At 41.7% G+C, this 19,336-nt stretch carries 17 protein-coding genes; 7 read left to right on the top strand and 10 right to left on the bottom strand.

Translation table 11 applies throughout. From position 1 onward, the window contains the following. Positions 1–1,104 carry a universal stress protein gene (locus H6571_14160; GenBank protein MCB9324880.1) on the top strand — a complete coding sequence of 368 codons (1,104 nt, stop codon included), beginning with the start codon at positions 1–3 and terminating at the stop codon, positions 1,102–1,104. Here the strand turns inward: H6571_14160 and moaA are convergent, their stop codons facing one another. Then, the gene (moaA, locus tag H6571_14155) at positions 1,105–2,106 is read right to left on the bottom strand and encodes a GTP 3',8-cyclase MoaA (protein ID MCB9324879.1); all 1,002 of its coding nucleotides are present in this window, start codon (positions 2,104–2,106) and stop codon (positions 1,105–1,107) included. It lies immediately after the preceding gene. Between the two features lie 168 nt (positions 2,107–2,274). On the opposite strand from moaA, the gene lgt reads away from it, so the two are divergent. From lgt to H6571_14135, 4 genes are all read left to right on the top strand, one after another. Further along, positions 2,275–3,072, top strand: coding sequence for a prolipoprotein diacylglyceryl transferase (gene lgt / locus H6571_14150; GenBank protein MCB9324878.1), 798 nt, complete (start codon positions 2,275–2,277; stop codon positions 3,070–3,072). Between the two features lie 141 nt (positions 3,073–3,213). After that, positions 3,214–4,221, top strand: coding sequence for an SdiA-regulated domain-containing protein (locus H6571_14145; protein ID MCB9324877.1), 1,008 nt, complete (start codon positions 3,214–3,216; stop codon positions 4,219–4,221). A gap of 191 nt (positions 4,222–4,412) precedes the next feature. Then, on the top strand, positions 4,413–5,651 hold the full coding sequence (gene odhB / locus H6571_14140; protein ID MCB9324876.1) for a 2-oxoglutarate dehydrogenase complex dihydrolipoyllysine-residue succinyltransferase: 1,239 nt from the start codon (positions 4,413–4,415) through the stop codon (positions 5,649–5,651). Between the two features lie 17 nt (positions 5,652–5,668). Beyond that, a complete protein-coding gene (locus H6571_14135) occupies positions 5,669–6,088 on the top strand; it encodes a nucleoside 2-deoxyribosyltransferase (protein ID MCB9324875.1) in 420 nt (139 codons plus the stop codon). 117 nt (positions 6,089–6,205) lie between these two features. Here H6571_14135 and H6571_14130 read toward each other — a convergent pair whose 3' ends face one another. The 9 genes from H6571_14130 to H6571_14090 form a co-directional block, all read right to left on the bottom strand. Beyond that, positions 6,206–8,113 (bottom strand): histidine kinase, encoded by a 1,908-nt coding sequence (locus H6571_14130; protein ID MCB9324874.1) that lies wholly within the window; start codon positions 8,111–8,113, stop codon positions 6,206–6,208. 71 nt (positions 8,114–8,184) lie between these two features. Further along, positions 8,185–8,331, bottom strand: coding sequence for a hypothetical protein (locus H6571_14125; protein MCB9324873.1), 147 nt, complete (start codon positions 8,329–8,331; stop codon positions 8,185–8,187). Between the two features lie 313 nt (positions 8,332–8,644). Then, a complete protein-coding gene (locus H6571_14120) occupies positions 8,645–8,950 on the bottom strand; it encodes a rhodanese-like domain-containing protein (protein MCB9324872.1) in 306 nt (101 codons plus the stop codon). 125 nt (positions 8,951–9,075) lie between these two features. Further along, positions 9,076–9,363 carry a rhodanese-like domain-containing protein gene (locus H6571_14115; protein ID MCB9324871.1) on the bottom strand — a complete coding sequence of 96 codons (288 nt, stop codon included), beginning with the start codon at positions 9,361–9,363 and terminating at the stop codon, positions 9,076–9,078. Positions 9,364–9,523: 160 nt separating this feature from the next. Continuing rightward, complete coding sequence (locus H6571_14110; protein ID MCB9324870.1) at positions 9,524–11,596, bottom strand: chloride channel protein; 2,073 nt, start codon at positions 11,594–11,596, stop codon at positions 9,524–9,526. A 46-nt stretch (positions 11,597–11,642) separates the two neighbouring features. Then, positions 11,643–12,494: a DUF3667 domain-containing protein gene (locus tag H6571_14105; GenBank protein ID MCB9324869.1), complete on the bottom strand. Its 852-nt coding sequence runs from the start codon at positions 12,492–12,494 to the stop codon at positions 11,643–11,645. A gap of 50 nt (positions 12,495–12,544) precedes the next feature. Then, positions 12,545–13,492 (bottom strand): PD40 domain-containing protein, encoded by a 948-nt coding sequence (locus H6571_14100; GenBank protein ID MCB9324868.1) that lies wholly within the window; start codon positions 13,490–13,492, stop codon positions 12,545–12,547. Between the two features lie 89 nt (positions 13,493–13,581). Further along, positions 13,582–14,820 (bottom strand): DEAD/DEAH box helicase, encoded by a 1,239-nt coding sequence (locus tag H6571_14095; GenBank protein ID MCB9324867.1) that lies wholly within the window; start codon positions 14,818–14,820, stop codon positions 13,582–13,584. Positions 14,821–14,966: 146 nt separating this feature from the next. Further along, the gene (locus H6571_14090; protein ID MCB9324866.1) at positions 14,967–17,429 is read right to left on the bottom strand and encodes a DNA translocase FtsK 4TM domain-containing protein; all 2,463 of its coding nucleotides are present in this window, start codon (positions 17,427–17,429) and stop codon (positions 14,967–14,969) included. A gap of 259 nt (positions 17,430–17,688) precedes the next feature. On the opposite strand from H6571_14090, the gene H6571_14085 reads away from it, so the two are divergent. Continuing rightward, entirely contained in the window at positions 17,689–18,420 is a 732-nt protein-coding gene (locus H6571_14085; protein MCB9324865.1) for a S24 family peptidase, read from the top strand. 481 nt (positions 18,421–18,901) lie between these two features. Beyond that, complete coding sequence (locus tag H6571_14080; GenBank protein MCB9324864.1) at positions 18,902–19,312, top strand: BrxA/BrxB family bacilliredoxin; 411 nt, start codon at positions 18,902–18,904, stop codon at positions 19,310–19,312. Positions 19,313–19,336: the final 24 nt, after the last annotated feature.

The following is a 19,336-nucleotide window of genomic DNA, read 5'->3' as shown; positions in this document are numbered from 1 at the left end:
ATGATTAGTATTGAAATACTCGGTTTAAGGGGTTATCATGAAACGGAACTTCTGAAAGCTAATTTGATAAAAGCCTTGGAGCATTTTGAAATGGACGTTCAAATTGCAGAAGTTACGGATGTAGATGCTTTAGTCAATACTCATGTGGATGGGATACCCGCTCTTGTAGTAAACGGTGAAGTATTGGTTCAAAATGAAATTCCTGAGGTTAAAGACCTGGAGTTAATGTTGAAAAATTTATTCAATAAGGAGAAATCATCACCTATGAAAAAAATAATAACTTCTACCGATTTTTCAACCACTTCCATGGAGGGGTTCCAATTTGCAATGGAAATGGCTTCTTTACTTGAGGCTTCCGTTGATTTGGTGCATGTGTATTCCGGAACCTTTAGTCCGGATCAGCCTATCATAATGCAAACAGCACCCACCCAACATGAAGCCATTGTCAGGCATTTAAAAAATTTTGAAAAAAAAGGCGTTGACGCTTTCAAGGCCACTTCGGGCAAAATACCTCAAGTGACGACTAAGGCCGTCCTTGGTTTCCCCGAAGTGGAATTGGTTAAATTTTCCAACCAGGAAGATGCTTACATGGTGGTTATGAGTACCTCCGGCTCTCATGGGATTAGTGGGAAACTCTTCGGAACCATTTCAACCTATGTGGCCAGGAAAGCCAGTTGCCCGGTAATGCTCATTCCTCGAGAAACCGTTTTCAAGCCTTTCAGACACATTCTCTACGCCAGCAATTTTGAAGGAGTGGATGAAAAGAATATTCAGCGGCTTACCCAATTTGCTCAATTATTCAAAGCGAACATTCATTTTGTTCATGTTCAGACGAATAAGGAGGCCACCCCAACTTTCAAGGAAGTTGAAGACAGAATCCTAAGCGTTATCTTCAAAGAGGGTGACCCTTCCTATTCCTTCGAAATGACGGAAGTGAACAGTGAGTCTATCGTTGAAGGTTTGAACCGTTATGCGGAGGAAAAAAAGATCGATCTTGTGGTAATGGTTTCGCCCCACCGGCATTTTTTGGAAAGCTTGTTCCATAAGAGTACCACTACGGCTTTTGCTTTTAATTCAACTTTGCCGGTAATGGTGCTGCATTGATCACCCTCCGATACTGGTCATAGATTCAGATATCTCATTTCCCGGCAGGCGTAAATTTTCTGCCTCCCAACCATCTTTGGCCCGGTTTTCAATGGCTGCAAAGTAGGCGCCTTTTATTTCAGCATCCGTTGCACCGGCCCTCATCATATCTTTTATATTAAAAATTCCTGAATCGTAAAGACAGGTTTTTAATAGGCCTTTAGAGGTAATACGCAGCCGGTTGCATGTCCCGCAAAAGGTTCGGCTGTAAGCAGCAATGATACCGAAAGTACCTTTAAACATGGGAATGTGATAGTTGGCGGAAGTGGAATACAAAGGATCTTCGATCTTATACAAATCCGGAAAGACCTGCCTTATGTGATCGAGAATTTTATGATGGTTCCAGTTCAACACAGGGTAGCGATCGCCGCTTCCGTTAAAAGGCATTTCTTCAATAAAACGGACATTAACAGGCAGTTCCCTGGCCAATTCTACCATGGGGATGATATCTTCAGTATTTTTTCCCTCCATCACCACGGTATTGATTTTGGTGTCGATGCCATGATAAAGCAACTGATCAAGGGTTTTGAGTACCGTTGATAGTTCGTCACGGCGTGTGATCTCGTGAAACCGTTCACGGTCGATGGTGTCCAGACTAAGATTGACGGAATGTATACGCAGTTTTTTGAATTCGGGAACGAGGTGTTCCGTAAGCGTGCCATTGGTGGTAATATTGATCTTTTTAAGGTCTTCGAGTTTACTCATGGCATAAAGGAAATCCATCATGTCTTTCCTTACAAAGGGTTCGCCTCCCGTGATCCTCAGTTTTTCAATGCCCATAGTGACCAAAAACTGGACGGTCCTTCTCATTTCTTCGTAAGAGAAGAGTTCTTTCTTATCTGCGAAATCGATGCCCTTTTCGGGCATGCAATAAAAACAGCGGAGGTTGCATCTGTCTGTAACGGCTAGTCTAAGGTAGTTGATCAGCCGGCCGTGATTGTCGTATAATCCTTTCTTTTTCATGTATTTTGCTTGGAATGCAAAGTTACAGGTTTAATGGCATATAATAGGGAGAAAACATTTCTACCTTCCTTAATAGGGAAACTTTCCATAACTTCCTGGTGAAATTGGGTCTATACCCGAAAAATGTGGTAAAATCTCATTATTATTGGGCTATTAATACTAAAAAAAATGATATACACTATGTTAGCATACATCCACTGGAACGCTTCCCCTGAAATTGTAACCCTTGGCCCATTGACCCTGCGTTGGTATGGATTACTTTTTGCGACAGGATTCCTGGTGGGCCTTTTCCTGGTAAAGAAAAAATTCGACGCTGAAAATATTCCGGAAGCCTGGTTGGATAAACTCTTTATTTACATGGTAGTAGGTGCCATACTTGGCGCGCGGTTGGGCCATGTATTTTTTTACGAGTGGGGGTATTACCGCCAGCATTTGGACGAAATCATTAAAGTATGGAACGGAGGGCTGGCGAGCCATGGAGGGGCCATTGGTATTTTATTGGCCTTGTGGCTCTATTCCCGCAGAATCACTAAAAAATCACTGCTCTGGATATTTGACAGAGTGGTAGCGGCAATAGCCTTGGCCGGATTTTTTATCCGAATGGGCAATTTGATGAACTCCGAGATCATCGGCCGCCAAACGGATGTTCCCTGGGCATTCATTTTTGAAAAAGTGGATCAGGTACCACGTCATGCCGTCCAGTTATACGAAGCACTGTTTTACCTGGTTAGTTTTGTGATCCTCTATTTGGTTTATTGGAAAACGGACAAACGCAAGAAGGAAGGGTATATTTTCGGCCTTTTCCTTTTACTCATTTGGGGCGGACGTTTTATGCTGGAGTTTTTCAAGGAAGATCTTGGCGGCATCCAAAGTTACTTTGGCAACGTATTGACTACAGGGCAGTTGCTCAGTATACCGCTAATTTTATGGGGTGTATACCTCGTTTTCAGGCGTAAAGAGTCGTAAATCTTCTGATGCGGCAAGGAAGACCTCGGCATTTTGATCCCGATTCAAAAAAGGCGAAGATACACATCGGCCCCGGAGGTATCCTTTATGCCTCACAATACCCGGGGCGTAGTTTTCGTTTTTGGGTCTTATGTATAAATCATGGAAAATTCAATTATGTCTTATCATAAAATTTCTCCTTTCGGGTATCTGGTTTCGGTCAGGATAATGTTGTTTATCTGCCTGACTGCCGTTTCCGTTTTTGGGGCATGTAAAACGCCTCATCTTTCGTCCGCTGATAAACATCCGGTTGTTGAAAAAACGGATTCTTTTAAACTGTATCAACTTAATTACGACCTTCAACGGCCCGACATTACCTTCGAGCTGGAGGATGAACTTAATGAAATTTCCGGATTGAGCATGGATGCTTCCGAACAATATCTATGGGCCGTACAGGATGAAGCCGGTATTATTTACAAACTATCGGTTAAAGATGGAAGTATCATTGAAAAATTTCCTTTTTGGAAAGACGGCGATTATGAAGGAATCACAAGGGTCGGCAATGAATTTTATATTGCAAAAAATACCGGTACGCTTTACCGGGTTTCCCATCTTGGTGAACCAAACCAAGCGGTCGAAAAATATAATACCTTCCTGAGTGCGAAAAATAATATAGAGGGACTTACCTTTGATGTAGGCCATAACAGGTTATTGCTGGCTTGCAAAGGAAGTCCAGGAATAGATGGGGAGGAAATGAATAAAGAGAGAGCCGTTTATGCCTTTAATCTGGATACCATGGGATTGGCATATGAGCCGGTTTTGTTAGTGAGTTTAAACGCGGTACGGGAATTTATGGCTGCTTTTCCGGATTTGGATCAAATCGAAAAGTTATTAGAATACTTTCCGCCAGGAGAACTTGAAGTATTCGAATTTAGTCCATCCGGCATAAGCATCCAGCCCCTGACGGGAGAGATATTTATCCTGTCTTCCAGCAAAAAATTATTGATCATACTTTCAGCGGAGGGTAGAATTCTGTATATCGAAAAATTAAAAAAGAGCATCCATCCCCAACCAGAAGGTATTTGCTTTTCTTCTGATGGTACGATGTATTTATCCAGCGAAGGGAAAGAGGGAAAGGCCAGGATACATAAATTTTCGGTGAAGCATTAAGGGAATCTGACTCTTTACAAAAATGATAAGCCCATCCAAACGATCAAAAATCACTTAAATAAAGTTCCAGTATTCTTAAAATTGGACGCTATCTAAACTTTCCATTCGCATTTTCCATTTTTAATTTTACTAAGTTTGTAAACTAATAATATTTGACTGATTTTTGTGGCGACAAAAAAACGACCAAAATAATGAGTATAGTTGAAATGAAAGTCCCAGTGATCGGGGAATCCATAACAGAGGTGACGCTGTCTCAGTGGCTAAAGCAAAACGGGGAATATGTAACACTGGACGAACCTATCTGTGAATTTGAATCCGATAAGGCGACCCTTGAATTTCCAGCAGAAGCTGCCGGAATTTTGATCCACGTGGCCGCTGAAAATGACGATCTTGAGATCGGGGCGCTGGTAGCAAAAATTGATACTTCTGCCGCCAGACCAGACGATTCTCCTAAAAAGGAAGAACAACCCGCTACACAGGAAAAACAAGAACAACCCGCCGCAACTTCGAAAGAACCTGCGAAATCATCCTATGCCGAAGGCCACCCTTCTCCTGCTGCCGCAAAAATAATGAAAGAAAGTGGGCTGAGTGCCGAAAGCGTTAAGGGCTCAGGAAAAGATGGTCGTATTACCAAAAGTGATGCAGAAACGGCAGCTCAGCATAAAACATCAGCTCCTGCTCCTGCAGCGCCAAAAGCTGTTCCATCCGTTACCCCGGCTCAATCATTCAGCCGGGAAGAGACCCGCAGGAAGATGAGTCGTATGCGCCGCACCATTGCCACTCGTTTGGTCAGAGCCAAAAACGAAACGGCCATGCTCACCACTTTCAATGAAGTGGACCTTACCGAGATCATGGACTTACGCAAAAAATATCAGGACAAGTTTGTTGAAAAATATGGGATTAAACTGGGCTTCATGTCTTTATTTGCCAAGGCATGTGCCAAGGTGCTGATGGAAATGCCTGATGTCAATGCCCGGCTGGACGGAGAAGAACTCGTTTATCACGACTATGCCGATATATCCATTGCTATTTCTACCCCAACAGGATTGGTGGTCCCTCCGGTTAAAAATGTGGAATCCCTCAATTTTGCCGAAATTGAACTCGCCATTAAGGAATTGGCGGATAAAGCGAGAAAAGGCACCCTTTCCTTACAGGAAATGCAGGGCGGAACATTTACCATTACCAACGGCGGTGTGTTTGGGTCTATGATGAGTACGCCCATTTTAAATGAGCCTCAATCGGCCATTTTAGGGATGCATACCATTCAGCAACGTCCGGTAGCCGTAAACGGGGAAGTTCAGATCAGACCAATGATGTACCTCGCCCTTTCATACGACCACCGCGTGATTGACGGAAGTACTTCAGTGACTTTCCTGGTAAAAGTTAAAGCACTGCTGGAAGATCCTGTTACGTTATTACTTGATCTTTAGCGCTAAAATATTACTGCATGAAAATTTATTTTGCCGGCTCCATACGCGGAGGGAGAGAAGATAAGGCATTGTACATGCAGATTATCAGGTATCTTGCAAAACATGGTACAGTACTGACCGAACACGTTGGGGATGAAAATTTGAGTGACTTTGGAGAGGATGGGTTATCCGATCAAGGCATTTATGAACGGGATATGTCATGGCTGAGGTCTTCTGATGTGGTAGTTGCTGAAGTGACCACCCCTTCTTTGGGGGTCGGATACGAAATTGGAAAAGCTGAAGAGTTTAAAAAGCCGGTATTGTGCCTGTATAGAAAACAGCCCGGAAAACGACTATCGGCCATGCTCAGCGGCAATCCTCATGTCAAAAATACCGAATACGAAACCCTGGAAGAGGCCTTTGAAGCCATCAATGAATTTTTCAAAAGACAATACTGATCAAAATTCCTTTATACATTCTCGTATCCACTTTTTGTCAGGATCAGGATTTTGGGGATTTTAGGATTTACAGGATGGATTTCTGTGGACTTACGCATCCATTTTTTTATTCGCACATCATTTAAAATCCACTTCAACAATAGGTATTTTTATTTCCACCCGGGTTCCGGTAGCTTCACCGGTTTTAGGGTTGACCAGGTCGATAGTATTGACATGCACGTCAATCCCTTTGGCCTGCATCAATATTTGCAGTCTTTTTTCAGTGATGGAAGTACCCCGGGAGCGATGCTCCTGGAAACGGACATCCTGTAATTGCAGTTCTCGGACCTTTTTCCTGCCGATACCATTGTCTTCAATGGTGCAGGAAATGGTGTCGTCGTCAAGCAAACCAAAGGTCACGATAAGCTTTCCGTCTTTTATACTTCGTAATCCGTGTTCGATGGCATTTTCAATATAGGGTTGCACGATCATGGCTGGAATGCTCAGGATATCTTCTTCGATTTCCTCTTCGACTACAATTTTATAAGTCAATCTGTCTTCGAAGCGAAGTTTCTGGTTGATATAAAGGTAGGTTTCCAAAAATTCAATTTCTTTTTCAAGGGAAATGACCTCTACTTCCGAATAATCCAGGCTTTGCCGCATCAGCTTGGCAAACTTGGCGAGATATTTGGCTGCGGCATTCGGATCTTTTGAGGTAATAAAACTTTGTATGGAATTGAGGGCATTGTACATGAAATGAGGATTCATCTGCGCCCTGAGCGCTTTGAGGCGCAGACGAGTCGCCTCCAGCTTCAGCAATTCTGTTTCCTGTCTTTTTTCCGCTGCATCGTATTTGGCTTCCAGTTCTTTTTGAAGTCCCTTGTCAACCTGTTCGTTATATTTTTCGAGGTATTGTTCGTGTGCCAGCTGAAATTCATAGGCTTCTTTGTAGTTGCCTTCTTCAGCATAAAATGCCGCGATATCCTTGCTTACACTGGATAGCTGTTTGAAATCTGTTATCTTTTTTGCGTAATCATAGGCCAGTTCAAATTGTTCCAGGACTTTTCCCCTTTGTCCTGTTTCGGCATAAAGTTTTCCTCTCCATGCTGCAATGATCGAAAGGTTGTAAAATTCCTGATCAGACTGGTAAAGGGATTCTGCCTGTTCAAAAAGTTCGAGTGCTTCGATATATCGCTCTTCTTCAAAATAAATGTATCCCAGGTTTCCATAAGCGCTTGCCTGGGCTTTTTCACTTACATCGTCATCGATTTCTATGGCTTTCAGAAAGTAGGTGATGGCATTATCTGTATCATTTACTGACATGTAAGCGTTTCCGGTGTTCAGGTAGTGCCATGAAAGGCGGGTACGCATTTGAAGAGACTCGCACATCTCAACTACTTTAAGGTATGCTTTGACACTTTTTTTTCTTTCGTCATTTATTTCAAAAATTTTTCCTTGCCCGCTGTAAATGAGGGTGAGAAAGTAATAATCCTTTAGGGAAAGAATGCCTCCTATTTTATCGATTTTTTTTTGGGCCAGTAAGAGGTCTTCGATGGCTTTTGAATAGTTGCCTAAGTGCAGATTGATATACCCTTCGCGGCAGATTATACGTCCGCTTAACGGTTCGTCAGGAAATTTTTTTAATAGATTTTTTGCTTTATCGAGTAACCCGGAGGCTTTTTCAGCCTGATGGAGATTCATGCAGGTACCTGCATAATCGATGAGGGTTTCTGCCTGTTGTCTTACGGTACCGATATCCTTGAGCATTTTCATGGCCAGGAGGTAGTATTTTTCGGCTTCTTCAAAATAATACCGATGATTTTCGACGATGGCTTTGTTGAGGTAGAAGTTCAGTTTAAAATCGGGGTAATCATACGTTTCAAGAATCTTGAACTGTTCTTCAAGCAGGGATAATGCTCTGTTTACATCCGTAAAGGAATAATGAGCGGTCAGATGGTCAATGAGCACCAGCCTTTGACGCGGATCAGCCTGGAGACTGAGTTTCTGCTCCAGTTCTTCGATTTTATTTAAAAAGCTAACCATCATTGCCAAAAAATAAAGAAGGGCTTGTTCCCTAATTGGAAAAAGCCCCTCTTTGTGTGTGTAAATCAGTTTTATTATTGTGGAACAATACCGCCAAGGCCATTATTCCATTTCTTTTTTTTATTGTCGTTTTTACCCCCGACAATTTTCTTCATGTCTTTTTTTTGTAGGGTTTTAAGATCTTTTTTGAGATCATCAAGTTTTTTCTTTGATTTCCCCATTTGTATGCTATTTTAAACCAGTTTACAGGATAAAAAAACTTATTTTCTGCAGAACAATTGGGAATATTTCATATTTGTTTTGCAGGAAATAATAAGTAAAGATAACAAAAAAAGAGGATTCCCGAAAGTTTATTTTTCTATTACCCTAAAACTTTAACAGTTTTAAGTTTCGTTTTCCCGAAAACAATTGAAAATATGCACGAAATCACGCTCGAAAATAGACTTATAAGCGTGAATTTAGGGAGTGCCTATAAAACAAGGGTGTTGTTTTTATTAACTTTTTTGTAAAAAAAACAAACTCTTTATTCGTTGTTTATTCTTTTAGTCGGCGGACATTGGTCCAGGAACCTCCGTTATAGGCTTCCAGTCCGTAAGCTTTTAATCTTGTTGCAGCCACCCCGCTTCTGCGTCCCGAGGCACAACAAGTGATGATAGGTTTGTTATATTTTTTGAGCTGTTTGATCTGTTTGTCGATCACCTGAAGCGGCATATGCAGCGAACCACTGACGTGTCCGTTTTTATATTCAGCTTTGGTGCGAACATCCACGATGATCGCTCCATCGTCCAGCAGTGCTTTTATGTCGGCACCACCAAAGAGTTTTTTTAAAAATCCAAACATTGATTAACGATTGAAGGGTTGAAAATAAGGTTAGTAAAAATGACTTACTAAAAGAAGAAAGCCGGAAACCAGGCAAATGCTCCGGCTTCCGGTCTTTCATGATCGGTATTCCGATTTTAATTTTTTTATGCAGCTTTAACTTTGATGGCATCCACCACGGCCCAACTGCCACCATTGTATGCTTCTTTGACACCGTTGTTTTGAAAAAACTGGGCGGCCATACCACTGCGGTTTCCCGATGCACAGCAAAATACAAGAGGCTTGGGCATAGCTTTGATCTCTTCAAAACGAGCGGCAACAGTTCCCAGAGGAATGTTGATAGATCCCTCTGCATTTCTACCTGCAAATTCAAAAGGTTCCCTTACGTCAATGATCGTAGCATTTGGGTTGTTAATAATTGTTTGAATATCCATTTCTTTTAAATTTTTTTACTTTTTGTTTAAAAATATGTAATTGTCATTGAGTGCTTTCCTAAACGATAACGGGTGCAAAGATATAGGCGATGCAAAAACGTATCAGTGATACGGGTCACAATTAGGAAAAATTTAGCCTTGCAGTAAATTTTTGAATTCATTACAATTCATTAAACCTGTTGACTTCGGATTCATTTCCAACAATCAATAATTTATCTCCATATTCAAAGCTGTATTCCGGTTTGGGTACAAACACTTTTTCAGATTCCTCACTTTCCTTATCAAAATTTTGTTTGATCAGGATTACTTCAATGCCGAATTTGTTTCTCAGGTTCAGGTCTTTTAAATTTTGATTCACAAAAGATCCCGGCACTTCAACTTCACATAAAATTTCTCCATCCAGCAATTTTAATGTTTTGAATCGATTGGTAGCTGTGATATAACCTGAAACCGATTGTAACATGTCTTTTTTGATCACTTCATTGTTATAGGCATGGATCACTTCGGTTTTTGAAATATAACCAATCACCTTTCGCTCTGTTTCGTTATTGACCACGGGAATTTCATCAAGGATAATGTTATTCAAATTCAAGCCGACCATATCCAGCGTGTCCTCCGGGGTGAAATAAATATTGTATTCAAGGATCAGATCTATGGCTTTTTTGTCCTTATAGTCCGTTTTATCTTTGATGGACATGTTCCTGATTTTATAGGGAGATAAAATCCCCATCAGGCTGTCTTCTTTATCCACCACAAAATAATTCAGGTTAATTTTTTCTTTCACCAGTTTCGATAATTCTTCAAAAGTAGTGTCTGATTGAACCTTAAGGCAGTTTGTTTTGTAGATACCACCTATTTTAATATTACTTAAAATATTAGGCTCGAATTCTTTCTTCAATTTCAAGCCCTTTCTCTTTAGTTTTAGGGTATAAATAGACTCTTTTTGAAAATGCATTTTAATGACCACACTCAAAATAATAGAAACCATGAGTGGTAAAATGATATGGTAATCATTCGTCAACTCAAAAAGGATCAATATGGACGTGATGGGAGAATGCATTGTGGCGGCGACTACAGCACCCATCCCCACGAGGGCGTATGCTCCCGGAGTAGCGGAAATTTCAGGAAACAACATATTGGAAATAGTGCCTACCAGTCCCCCGAGACAGGCTCCTAAGAACAAAGAAGGGGCAAATACTCCACCCGAGCCTCCTGAGCCAACGGTGATGGAAGTCGCAAATAATTTTAAAATGATCAGCAACAACAGAAACGACCAGGTCAGGCTGTTCGAAAGCGCAAGGTCCATGGTTTCATAACCTACTCCAAAAATATGAGGAAAAAAGATTCCAATACCCCCGACGATCAAACCTCCGATAGCTGGTTTTAACCAGGCCGGAACAGGTAAGGCATTAAAAAGGTCTTCTGATTTATAAACAAAATTGATAAAACTCATGGCAACGAGGGCCGAAAGCACTCCCAGGATGGAATAAGGGACGAACTCATAAACGCTTAAAAGTTCGTACTTGGGAACTATAAATGCGGGATAATCCCCCAAATAATGTCTTGATATCACGGTCGATGTTACCGAGGCAATAACGATAGGGCTGAACTGGACGATGGCAAAATCCCCTAATAAAATCTCTAAGGCAAAAATAGATCCCGCTATAGGCGCATTGAAGGTGCCGGCAATACCGGCCGCCGCGCCACATGCCACCAAGGTTCTTAACTGTGACCCCCTGACTTTTATAAACTGGCCCAATGCAGAACCTGCTGCAGAACCTATTTGAACAATAGGCCCTTCACGGCCCACTGAACCTCCGGTACCAATAGTTACGGCAGAAGCAATGATTTTAGCCAATGCGACCCTCGGGCGGATGGCTCCTCCTCTTAAGATAATGGCTTCCATCACTTCGGGAACGCCATGCCCCTTGGCCTCCCGGGCGAAGAAATAGATAATGGGTCCTACAATCAACCCTCCAATGGCCGGAACAAATAATTTAATATGCCAGGGAAGAGCATCCAACTGTTCCAGGCTCATACTCCACGAACCAAAGAAAATATACCTGAATAAAGAAATGGCATTCCTGAATAAAATGGCTCCATACCCTCCTATAATTCCTATCGTAATGGCCATTACGATCATGAACGTGTTGTCAGATTTTCTAAACCGGGTCAATAACTTAAAAAAAGCACGGAGGTATTTTATATTCGTAATAGTGGATGAATTAAACATTTTATTTTACATTGTTTATTGAACCAAAATCATCCGGCAAAAGTGCTTAAATCAAACGTATGGTTATCCAAAATAAAAGCAGCCTGTAGAATGAAAAAGCAAAACTACCCAATGCAAAGGTAAAAACGATGGATTTGGCTACAGTAATCCACCATTTTTGTCGATAAAATCTACGAAAGGATAAGATGAAAAAACGCATCAGGGAAAGTCCTATCAGGGGAACTAAAATGGAGTCCCCTGCATTGAAGCCCTTTATTCCCATTAGGTTCAAAAAAAAATAAAGGGAAACCAGTAGTGCGGGCAGTAAGAGAAAGTGGACAAACATATTATAGATATTGATCTCTATCGATAGCAAAAAATGATCGGCAAGGTAGGTTCTCTGCCCGTAAAATAAAAGCATAAGGATGGCTCCAAGGGTAGGTATATAAAAGAGAATCAGCCATTTAGCCACTCCAGGTGCCAGAGCGGAATAACGATTTTCGAATGCTTCTCTGGACAGAAATTTATCGGCCATAAGAACTGTTACCTGCTCTTGAGCGTATGTAGCATATACAGTGGATTCTGTGTGGACAGACAACTTTGGAACAAATATTTCAAATGGAGTAAAAACGAAATAAACGACTGTCAGCAGAAGGTATAAAGAGCTTGGTTTGAAAAAAGCCTTTCTTTTTCCGACGGCATAGTTTTCTGAGAGCTGGCCCGGTTTTCTGATGATAAGGCCAATGGTTTTAATAAATTTATTGTCCAGATTAAAAAGAGCACTGACGAATTCGCCCAAAAGCACTTTCAATTTCCTGTCTTCTGGGCCAATGACCTTTTCTCCGCAATGATTGCAGTAGCTTCCTGAAAATGCATTTTGACAGGAAAGGCAGGTTCTGTCTTCGGGTTGGTTTTTCATTTGACGAATAATTTTTTACTAAGTTAAACTATTCGTCAAATGGAAAACAACTAATGCTCAAATTTAAATGGAATCCTGTATATTCTTCCCAGCCCGTTTTCCGATTGAGTAACTTCTTTTCGGAAGGCTTCAAAAGATAATTTTTCAGAATAATATTCTTTTACAGCCGATCGCTCACTGGTGAAGTACAAGGTTTGCGTGTTAAGATCATAAAACGGACAGTAGTCAAGTTTAGAAGAATTGATCGGCAGACCCAAATTAAGAGCATGTCTCCATTTCCCGTATTCATCCCTGGTGCTGTAGTAAAGATCTCCCCCTCCGTTTCCGTCTTCCCGCCCATAAGAGGAAAAAATGATCAAAGATTCATCCGGCGCTACCCAGGCGTTGAATTCATAAGCTGCTGTATTTATGGAAGTGCTCAGTGATTCAGCGGGGAGGTACTTACCGGCCTCAAATTTACAGACATAAATATCTTCTCTTCCCTTGGAATCCTTCAGTGTGGAGGTGAAATATAAATTTCCGGAATTTGTGATCGACGGATAAAATTCATCCTGCTCACTGTTGACAGGGAACCCCGGATTTTCCGGTTCAGACCATTTGTCTGAAGGGTTATTCCTGTGAACCATCCAGATGTCATAGTCTTTAGGGCCTTGAGCGGCTGGATCAAGCGGCCGGTTGGAAGCAAAATACAAATGGTTGCCATCCGGCGAAAAAGAAGGTTCAATGTCCCGGTATTGACCCGAAAAATGAACCACTTCCGCAGGGCTCCATCCTGATTTTCCTTTTTTCGAAAAGACGATTAAGGAAATATTTTTTTTGACGCTTTCCACAGAAAAGTAAATTTCATCTCCTCCGGGAGAAAGCGCAAAATCCCTGACGCTGATCTGCTGGTCTGAAAATCCGGGCAGAAAAAAGTCAAGGGCATTCTCAGGATTGTCCTGACAAAAGGGTTTGGTGCATGCCAGAAACAGGCATAAAATGGTGATGATTGATCGCATAACCTTTCATTTTTAGTGATTGAAAAATGAAGGATGTGGCTTTATGTTCAGAAAAATGATGCAGCAAAAAAGAAAAATTCGACTTTTGGCTATCTCTTATTTTTGAATTTTCCTTTTCCTCCCGACTTTCCCCCCGGCCTACCTCCGGTCTTTCTGCCTGGGGAATAAAATTTTTTACTCAGATCCCATTCCGGACCGGGGCCCAGATCGGCAGGTAAGGGCGCTTTCATGACTTTTTTCTCGATGAGTTTTTCAATGCGGTCGAATTTATGCATTTCCGGCTCATTGACGAGGGTCAGCGCGACGCCCGTAGTATCGGCTCTGGCGGTACGGCCGATACGGTGCACATAATCTTCAGCATCATGTGGTACATCATAATTGATGACCAGATTGATATCCTTGATGTCAATTCCCCGGCTAAGAACGTCTGTTGAAACGAGTACCCGTGTTTTTTTTGATCGAAAGCGGCCCAGCATTTCTTCTCTTTCCGTTTGTTCGAGGTCGGATGAAATCCCTTCAACCGGATACCCTTTACCTTTTAATCCGCGAACGATTTCATTGACTTTCTTTTTGGTCGAGGTGAAAATGAGGATGCTTTTGTAATTGGGTTTGTCAGCGATCAGGGCATTGATCAGGGGCGTTTTTTGATTGTCATATACAAGATACGCCGCCTGAAGTACTCCTTCTGCCGGTTTAGACATAGCAATGGAAACCTCAAAAGGCTCTTCCATGGTTTGTTTGACCAACTTACGAATAGTAGGAGGCATGGTCGCACTGAACATTAGGTTTTGTCGTTTTTTTGGAAGATGGGAAATGATTTTTTGAATGTCGTCAAAAAATCCCATATCCAACATACGATCTGCCTCGTCCAGGATGAAATATTTTATGGTGTCAAAATTGACATAACCCATATTGAGATGAGAAATCAGCTTGCCGGGCGTAGCCACAATGATGTCGATCCCTTTTGTAATGGCCATTTTTTGCTGTTGCCAGTCATCCCCGCTTCCTCCCCCATAAATAGCCAAAGATCCAACGGGAATAAAATAGGCAAATCCCTGGATTTGCTGGTCGATCTGTATGGCCAACTCGCGGGTAGGAACGATGACCAGTGCTTGTGTTCCTGTTTTACCTCCTTCAATAATTTGTTGCAGGACAGGGAGGATAAATGCGGCAGTTTTGCCGGTTCCTGTTTGAGCGCAGGCAATGACGTCACGACCTTCCAATATTTTGGGTATGGTCTGTTCCTGTATAGGAGTAGCGGTTTCAAATCCCATAAAGTCCAGAGCCTCCAGCACGTCATCATGCAATCCTAAATCTTCAAAATTCATAAACTGGTACTTTTTATTTGCAGGGGGGTATTTCTCCCCTGATTTTTCTGGTTAACAAATGTAAAAACAAATTAAAACACATTAGGATTTATTTTGCCTGGTGTTTTTTCTTCCCGGTAATTAAAGGCTTCGGGTATTTACTCGTTTTACTTTTGATTTTTAAACATTTCCAGGAAGCTGTCGAGTTCGCGTTCGTCGTACATCAATACTTCACGAGCCTTACTTCCTTCACTTGGCCCTACAATACCGATGGCTTCGAGTTGATCCATGATCCTGCCTGCACGATTATAACCCAGTTTCAGTCGTCGTTGGATCATAGAGGTTGATCCGTGCTGGTTTTGAACGACTAAGCGGGCTGCATCCTCAAAAGAGGGATCGAGGTCAACATATTTAAGGCTTGAAATTCCTCCGATCTCATCATCACCATGGAATTCAGGCAGGTAATGCGGATGTGGATAACCGGTTTGCTTGGCGATGAAGTCGATGACTCTTTCCACTTCAGGGGTATCGACAAAAGCACCTTGCAGGCGCACCATTTCTCCTCCAACGGAAAGCAACATATCTCCCCGTCCGATCAATTGATCCGCACCCCCTGCATCGAGGATGGTCCGTGAATCTACTTTTGCCGTTACCTTATAGGCGATCCTGGCAGGGAAGTTGGCTTTAATAACTCCTGTGATGATATTTACCGAAGGCCGCTGCGTAGCAATGACGAGGTGGATACCTACAGCACGAGCCAGCTGAGCCAAACGACCGATGGGCAGTTCAATTTCTTTTCCGGCGGTCATGATGAGGTCCGCAAACTCATCTATGACCAGAATAATGAAAGGCAAAAATTTATGCCCCTTGGCAGGGTTGAGTTTCCTGGAAACAAATTTTTCATTGTATTCCCTGATATGCCTGACAGATGCTGTTTTGAGCAATTCATACCGCTGATCCATCTCAATACATAGGGAGTTCAGGGTGTGAATAACCATATTGGTTTCAGTTGTAATCGGCTCTTCCTGGTCAGGCAGGTAAGCGAGAAAATGTTCCAGTAATTTACTGTATGGGAACAACTCTACCTTTTTAGGGTCTATCAGCACGAATTTTATCTGGGAAGGGTGCTTTTTATACAACAGAGATAATAAAATGGCATTGATTCCGACAGATTTACCCTGTCCAGTTGCTCCGGCAACGAGTAGGTGGGGCATTTTCGCCAGGTCAGCCACCAACACTTCATTAGAGATGGTCTTTCCCAGGGCAATGGGCAGATCCATTTTTGCATGCCTGAATTTTTCAGAATGAAGCACTTCGCGCATGGAAACGATCTGCTGTTTCTTATTGGGAACTTCAATCCCGATAGTGCCTTTACCTGGGATAGGAGCAATGATACGAATCCCCAGGGCCGACAAACTCAGAGCGATGTCATCTTCCAGGTTTTTAATCCTTGATATACGGACACCCGGTGCCGGGATGATTTCATATAATGTTACCGTCGGGCCAATGGTTGCCCTGATCTTGATGATCTCAATTTTGTAATTGAGCAGGGTCTCGATGATCTGGTCTTTATTGTTTTCCAGTTCAGCCCGGTCTATTTCTACTTTTTTGTCAGAATAATCATCTAAAAGCTGAACCGAAGGGAATTCGTACATGGAAAGCTCCAATGTTGGATCATAAGGTTCTGTATGATCCTTATTCTCAGCAAGAACGGAAAGAGAAGGTGGGGCATTATCTTCCTCCGTATTTTCGAGGTCAATATCATCTTCTCCGGATTGGATTTCGAGTTCTCCTTCCCCTACTTTAAGCGATTCCGGTTGTTTTTTCTGCAGGCCTACCAGTTTTAGAGCAAGCTGACTTGCCGTTACGCCTTCTTTGGGCTTTTCAGGTTCGGCATCCTCGGAAAGGTCGTTTTCGTCTTCACCCCGATCTCCAGGGCGCAAGCCGGTCGGTTTGTCAATGGCTCTTATAGCGTCTATGTCCTCAAGGGTCTTTTTATTGGTGCTGAACCCATTACGGATATAGGCCTTAAGATCTTCGAAAAATCCACCGGGTGTCAGGTCATTGAAATTCGGATTGAGTTGCCACATCAAAAATCCTGCAATGGCAAATATAAAGAGTACGATAAGTCCAATAGTCCCTACAAAACTCGTCATCCACTGGCTTATGCCTTCTCCAAATGCGCCACCCCAGGGGAATTCTGAGAATTTTCCAATAAAAAATTCAAGGATCATCGAGGAAAGCAGTAAAATTAGAACGGACTTATTGAGAATGGGGAGGAATTTAAGTATAGGTTTTCGCTGGATAAGCCAAAAGCCCAATTTTCCCAGCAGGTAGACAAAAATAAAACTTGAAAGACCAAATCCCCAAAAGAAAAAAGTATGGGAAACAATGGCACCGAGCCTTCCCAGCCAGTTAGCCATATCTATTTCACTCCGAAGGACTTGTGCCCAGGAAAATCGAAAGACCTTATCCTGGTCAATGGACCACGTAAAAATATAGGATATGAATGCTATCAATAGGTAGAGCCCGAAAAACAAACACAATATCCCAATCAGTTTTGGGATGCGTTCATCATTGATGCCTAATTTTAGAGAAAGCTGTCCTTTTTTCTTTTTTCTATTTGCCATATTAATAAACTAATCTGCAATAATATCAATTTTAGATGGTAATGCAAAGGTAAAAGGAGGGAAAGGATTGAAAGTTTAGATGTTCAAAGGGTTTCGCAGGATTAAATCAAAAAAATGAACAAAACAATATATTAATACTCTCCGGTCTTTCTCTTTACTTTTTAAAGTGTGCTAACTGTTTTAAAACTAAAAAAGTTTAAAATTATTTGTTTAATAAAATATTTTGTTTTATCTTGCGGTCAAATTAAAATACTGCCTTATGATAAGAGAAGACAGAATAGAATTAAACAAGAGATTCATTAAAGTTTTTAAGTTGCTCGAAGAGCGAGGGGACATTGTAAAGAATGACCGGGGAGGAAAAGGGATGGGAGATTTTGCCAAAAAAATCCTCGGAAATCGTGCTTACGGCCATATTGTTCGGGCATATCTTAATGACAGTGATAAACGTTGTCTGGATTATCGGCAGGCCAGGATCCTTTGCAGAGAGTATGGGGTCAATGAAGCTTATCTCCTGGAAGGAATGGGTACCCCTTTTGGATTTGATCTTCCGGAAACCAAACAGGAAGGCGAAACGGCTTCCATGGGAAATATCCTGTTTACTTCTGTCGAAGCCTTTGCTGGTGCTACCGTAGAAGCCGGGAGTTTTGCCACGGAAGACTACGAAAGATTTTCAATCCCAGGGTTGACAAGAGGAAACCTCGTCGCTTTCCCGATCTCCGGGAATAGTATGGAACCCATCATCCAGGACGGGGATATCGTCATTTGCAATCAAATTGCCGGAGTTCATGAATTGAAAGATAATAAAATCTATGCAGTAAAAAGCAATAGCTTACTTTGGGTTAAGTATGTTCAAAAAATTACGAATAATAAAGGCAGGGTGACCCACCTAAAACTCATTTCTGCCAACCACCTCGAACACGATCCCTTTGAGGAAGAGGTTAATGAATATACTCGCCTCTATCAGGTTATTCGTAAAATCAGCGATCTATAAACTTAATTGTGTTTGTGTACGGTCGAACCTCTGGGGACGCTATCACAAACACAATTATCCTGCTGTTTTTTTCACTGCTCTTGAGATGAATTTCTTGAGAGCTTTTTGTCGTTCCTAACTATTGAGAAGATCTTACATAAATGGTTGTTACAATCAATCAAAAAGCCTGGTTTAATATTTAAAATCGATTAAAATCAACCTGTCTTATTATTACCCTTGGGTTTATTGATTAGAAAAAATAAATTAAAACAATACGCTTCCGGTGGAGAAGCGATTTTTTTTTTGTTAAACTAAGTTTTTGTTGGTCAACCAAATGGACTAAACGTTTGTTATCGAATGGTATTAGAGGTAAATATTTATATTTGCATCAAAATATTGAATTTTAAACAAAAGTGTAACGCATCAAAAAGTGTAGAAGTCGATATAAATGTATCGTTCAGGACTTTTACCCTAAAATGTAAAACACATAAAAATTGAATCTATGTATCCGGAACAATTGACTATACCGATGGCTAAGGAACTCACTGATAATGGTTTTCAAAGCCTCAAGACGGTTGAAGAAGTTGATGAAATTATTTCAAGCAAAGGCACCACTTTAGTGGTCGTCAACAGCGTTTGTGGTTGTGCCGCGGCTAATGCGCGGCCAGGAGCTTTACTGGCTTCCCGCCACAGCAAAAGTCCCGACAGACTTGCAACAGTTTTCGCAGGAGTGGATCATTATGCCACAGCGAGAGCAAGAGAGCATATGTTGCCTTATCCTCCTTCTTCCCCTTCGATTGCTCTGTTCAAAGACGGACAATTGGTACACGTGCTCGAAAGACACCAGATTGAAGGAAGAATGGCTGAAATGATTGCCGAGAATCTGAAAATGGCTTTTGATAAGTATTGCTAAAAGTACAGGAGTTTTTCCAAATTT

This window comes from Lewinellaceae bacterium, from assembly GCA_020636105.1.
Lineage (GTDB): Bacteria > Bacteroidota > Bacteroidia > Chitinophagales > Saprospiraceae > BCD1.
Note: the sequence above shows the minus strand (reverse complement) of the source record. Positions and strands in the feature narration are given on the sequence as shown.